This window comes from Hydrogenophaga sp. NFH-34 (genome assembly GCF_021401345.1).
GTDB lineage: Bacteria > Pseudomonadota > Gammaproteobacteria > Burkholderiales > Burkholderiaceae_C > Hydrogenophaga > Hydrogenophaga electricum.
This window is the reverse complement of sequence record NZ_JACBGE010000055.1, coordinates 1-3,294: the sequence shown is the minus strand read 5'-3', so window position 1 is coordinate 3,294 and position 3,294 is coordinate 1. Positions and strand designations below refer to the sequence as shown.

Here is a 3,294-nt window from a genome sequence, read left to right as displayed (position 1 = left end):
CCTTCCTCTGCTCCACGGCTGAGGCTGTGGGCGCTCTGGCCGCGTCAAGGGGCCGAGTCCTCGCCCTGCGGGCTGCGGGCCGCACCAACCCCTTGACCCGTCCGCCGCACCCGGCAAGCGCAGCGCGCAGGCCGAAGGCCGGAGGGGGTTTGGAGAGAAATTTTCAAAATTGATCGATGGGCAAGGCCGCAGGCCGCGCAGGGGCCGGTGGGTATGTGGGCGAAGGCTGGGCAGCCGGTGGGCAATCCCTGTGGGCGGGCGGTGGGCAGGCGCAGCCTGTCCACGGGCCGTCCATCAGGGTTGTCCACGGGCCGAGCGAAGCGAGCCAGCCGGTGGCCGTAGGCCATCGTCCACATATCCACGGGCCGGGAGTCCAGAGGGGGCAGCGCCCCCTTTGGGCAAGGGCGAAGCCCGCCGCAGCCGCCGCAGGCGGGCACTACTTTGCGTCAGCAAAGTATAGTGAGTACACTTTGTCTGCAAAGCCGCCGCCGCTGCCACCTCGGAGACCTACCCATGCCCGCACACTTCGCCATCCTGCGCACCGCCAAACTCAAGTCGCTTGGCAACGTCGGCGGGTCGCTGGCGCACACCTACCGGACCCGCGAGACGCCGAACGCCGACCCCAGCAGGGCCGACCAGAACGAGCACAGCCACGCCACCCCCGGCGAGGTCATGCAGGCCCTGCGCGACAAGCTCCCGGAGAAGCGGCGCAAGGATGCGGTCATCGGGCTGGAATACTTTGTCGGCGGCTCCCCGGAGTGGTTCGAGGGCAAGACCCGCGAGCAGCAGGACGCCTATTTCCGCGAGGCGGTGGGCTGGCTTGAGAAGCGCCACGGCAAGGAAAACGTGGTCGGCTGGTCGATCCACCGGGACGAGAGCACGCCCCATCTGGTGGCCTACGTGGTGCCGCTCGACGACAAGGGGAAGCTCAACGCCAAGCAATGGACGGGTGGCCCCGCCGCCCTGTCCAAGATGCAAACCGACTTCGCCAAGACCGTCGGCGCTCGCCACGGGCTGGAACGCGGCATCGAGGGCAGCAAGGCGCACCACCAGACCATCAAGGACTTCTACGCCCAGATCGAGAAGCCGGGCCAGCACGTCACCATCAGCCCGGAGACGGCCCAGCCCAAGGTGCTCAAGAAGGGGTTTCTGACCAACGAGTACGAGACGCCGGAGATGGTCGCCGAGCGCCTGACGGCCGCAGTGCAAAAGGCGTACACCCCAGCCGTCGAAGCCGCCAAGCTGGCCGCCTCAGAGCGCCGCAGAGCCGACGAAATGACCCAGACGGCCCAAACCCTCAGCCGGGAGAAAAAAGAGGCTCAGGAGCGCTTGCAGGCCCTGCAAAAGCACCTTGCGCCGGTCTTGGAGCTGGCGACGCTGGCCAAGCAGGAGTTCGTCCAGCTCGTCATGCACGCTCAGGAGCGGGTCAAGGCCATCAAAGCGGAGCGGGAGAAGGCCGCCGAGCGGGAAAAGCTCGACCAGGAACGACAGCGCCGGGTGGATGACCTGGTGCGCGTGGAGCGCAAGACGGCGGGAGCGTCCTGCACATTCGCGCAGCACGCCTTGGAAGCAATCCAGAAGGCGGGCGGGGACGCCTCCAAGGTGCATTGGCCCACGGTCGAGAAAGCAGCCGTCATGGAGTCGATCACACAGCACCGGCAGCAGCCCAAGGACGTGCTCGCGGCCATCGTGAAGTACTCGCCGGGGATGGTCGAGCCAGCACGTCAGGAGCAGGCGCGGGCCTTCATTTCGACGCTGGCCGGGAAGGAGATAGCGGCCCCGAAGGTGGGCAAGCAGCACGACGGGCCGTCGCTGGGCTGAGTCCCGGAAGGGCGCACTGAGAGTAATCCCCCCCGAGGGGTGGATTACGTGCGTGCCCGGCAGGCCATCCGACCCCCTGCGGGGGACGGATGCGCGAATACGTGTTTCCTTGGCAGGAAACACTCGCGCCCTGCCGGGGGCTTACTCCTGCGGAGCCGCCTTCCGCTTCCGCGTTTTGGGCTTCTTTTCGGTCAGGGCGTGGATGCAGAACATGCTCATGGCCGTCCGCGCTTCCATGTCGGAGCAGGCGATGCCATCGCCCCGCTCGATGGTGATTCGGTAGACCTCGGCCAAGGGCGCCACGGTGGCCTTCGGCTCGCCGGGCAAGATCAGTTCGATGCGGGGCATTTCAGTCCTCCAAGAGTCGTTGTTGCCCCAGCCGCTCAAGCTGCTGAGCTTCGGTCAGGGCGGGCAGGTCTGGCTCCAGTCCGGGAATGGTGGGCTGGCTGGGTGGCTCCTCGCCGGGGCCGGTCGGCAGTTGCTGCTCGCCGGGGTACAGGGTCGGGATGCGGCGCAGATCGGCATGGCCGAGCAGCGCCTCGTCTTGGTCGTCACGGTCCGCCACGATAGTGGCCGAGAACACCGACAGGCAGAGTTGGTCGCGGCGCTGGCCCCACGCCACGCGGTCATTGACCACGTAGGCGGCGACCGTGCCGGGGCCGTTCAGCTTCACGACCGAGATCCACTTGTCCGCCACGAGGTCAGCAATGGCGGTGCGCACGGTGCGATCGGAGACGCCGATGAGCTTGGCGAGCACCTTCTGCGGGATGACCACGGCGTTCTGGTGGCCCATGTTGGCGACCAAGTGATGCAGCACGGCGGCGGCTGACGGCTTCTTCACGCAGAGGCGTGCCCACGCCTCGCTGGCCTTGCGCTCGACCTGCACCCACTGGCCGGGCTTGTGCTTGGCTGGCGTTCCAACTTCCTGAGGTGCGGAATCTCGGCGCATCTTTTTGTTACTCCACTTCCGGTTTTAGGAAAGCCCAGATTATGCGTTACGTTGCCGAAAAACGGAAGTTGAACGCATGGAATCGTTGCCGATTTTCGACAAGGAGTGTCGTTCAACTTCCGCACCCCCGGAAATAAGCTCTTCCGCACCCCCCCTAGCTAAGTCATTGATTTATAACGATTTCGCATTTCGGCCTATATCTAGTTCTCTGGTGACCCAGAGAAGGGCACCCCTCCGGGGTTCCCCCGGCTTCGCCGGCTCCCCCTCCCGGTCATAAGTGCCCCCCAGAGGGGGGCGCTCTGTCCCCCCCTTCGCGCCCTGCGGGCTTGACCAGCCCCCTTCGGGCTGGACCCCCGCATGGGGTCTTGCCCCATACGCCGCGGGAGCAGGGGGCGGGCTACGCCCTTCCTCTGCTCCACGGCTGAGGCTGTGGGCGCTCTGGCCGCGTCAAGGGGCCGAGTCCTCGCCCTGCGGGCTGCGGGCCGCACCAACCCCTTGACCCGTCCGCCGCACCCGGCAAGCGC

General features: G+C 66.7%; 3 protein-coding genes. 1 reads left to right on the top strand and 2 read right to left on the bottom strand.

The annotated features are described in order from the left end of the window. The first annotated feature begins 513 nt into the window (after positions 1 to 513). A complete protein-coding gene (gene mobV / locus L0977_RS25225) occupies positions 514 to 1,821 on the top strand; it encodes a MobV family relaxase (protein ID WP_234267673.1) in 1,308 nt (435 codons plus the stop codon). A gap of 141 nt (positions 1,822 to 1,962) precedes the next feature. On the opposite strand, the gene L0977_RS25220 is transcribed toward mobV, so the two are convergent. Both L0977_RS25220 and L0977_RS25215 read right to left on the bottom strand, forming a co-directional pair. Further along, positions 1,963 to 2,169 carry a hypothetical protein gene (locus tag L0977_RS25220; protein ID WP_234267672.1) on the bottom strand — a complete coding sequence of 69 codons (207 nt, stop codon included), beginning with the start codon at positions 2,167 to 2,169 and terminating at the stop codon, positions 1,963 to 1,965. A 1-nt stretch (position 2,170) separates the two neighbouring features. Further along, entirely contained in the window at positions 2,171 to 2,770 is a 600-nt protein-coding gene (locus tag L0977_RS25215; protein WP_234267671.1) for a helix-turn-helix domain-containing protein, read from the bottom strand. Positions 2,771 to 3,294: the final 524 nt, after the last annotated feature.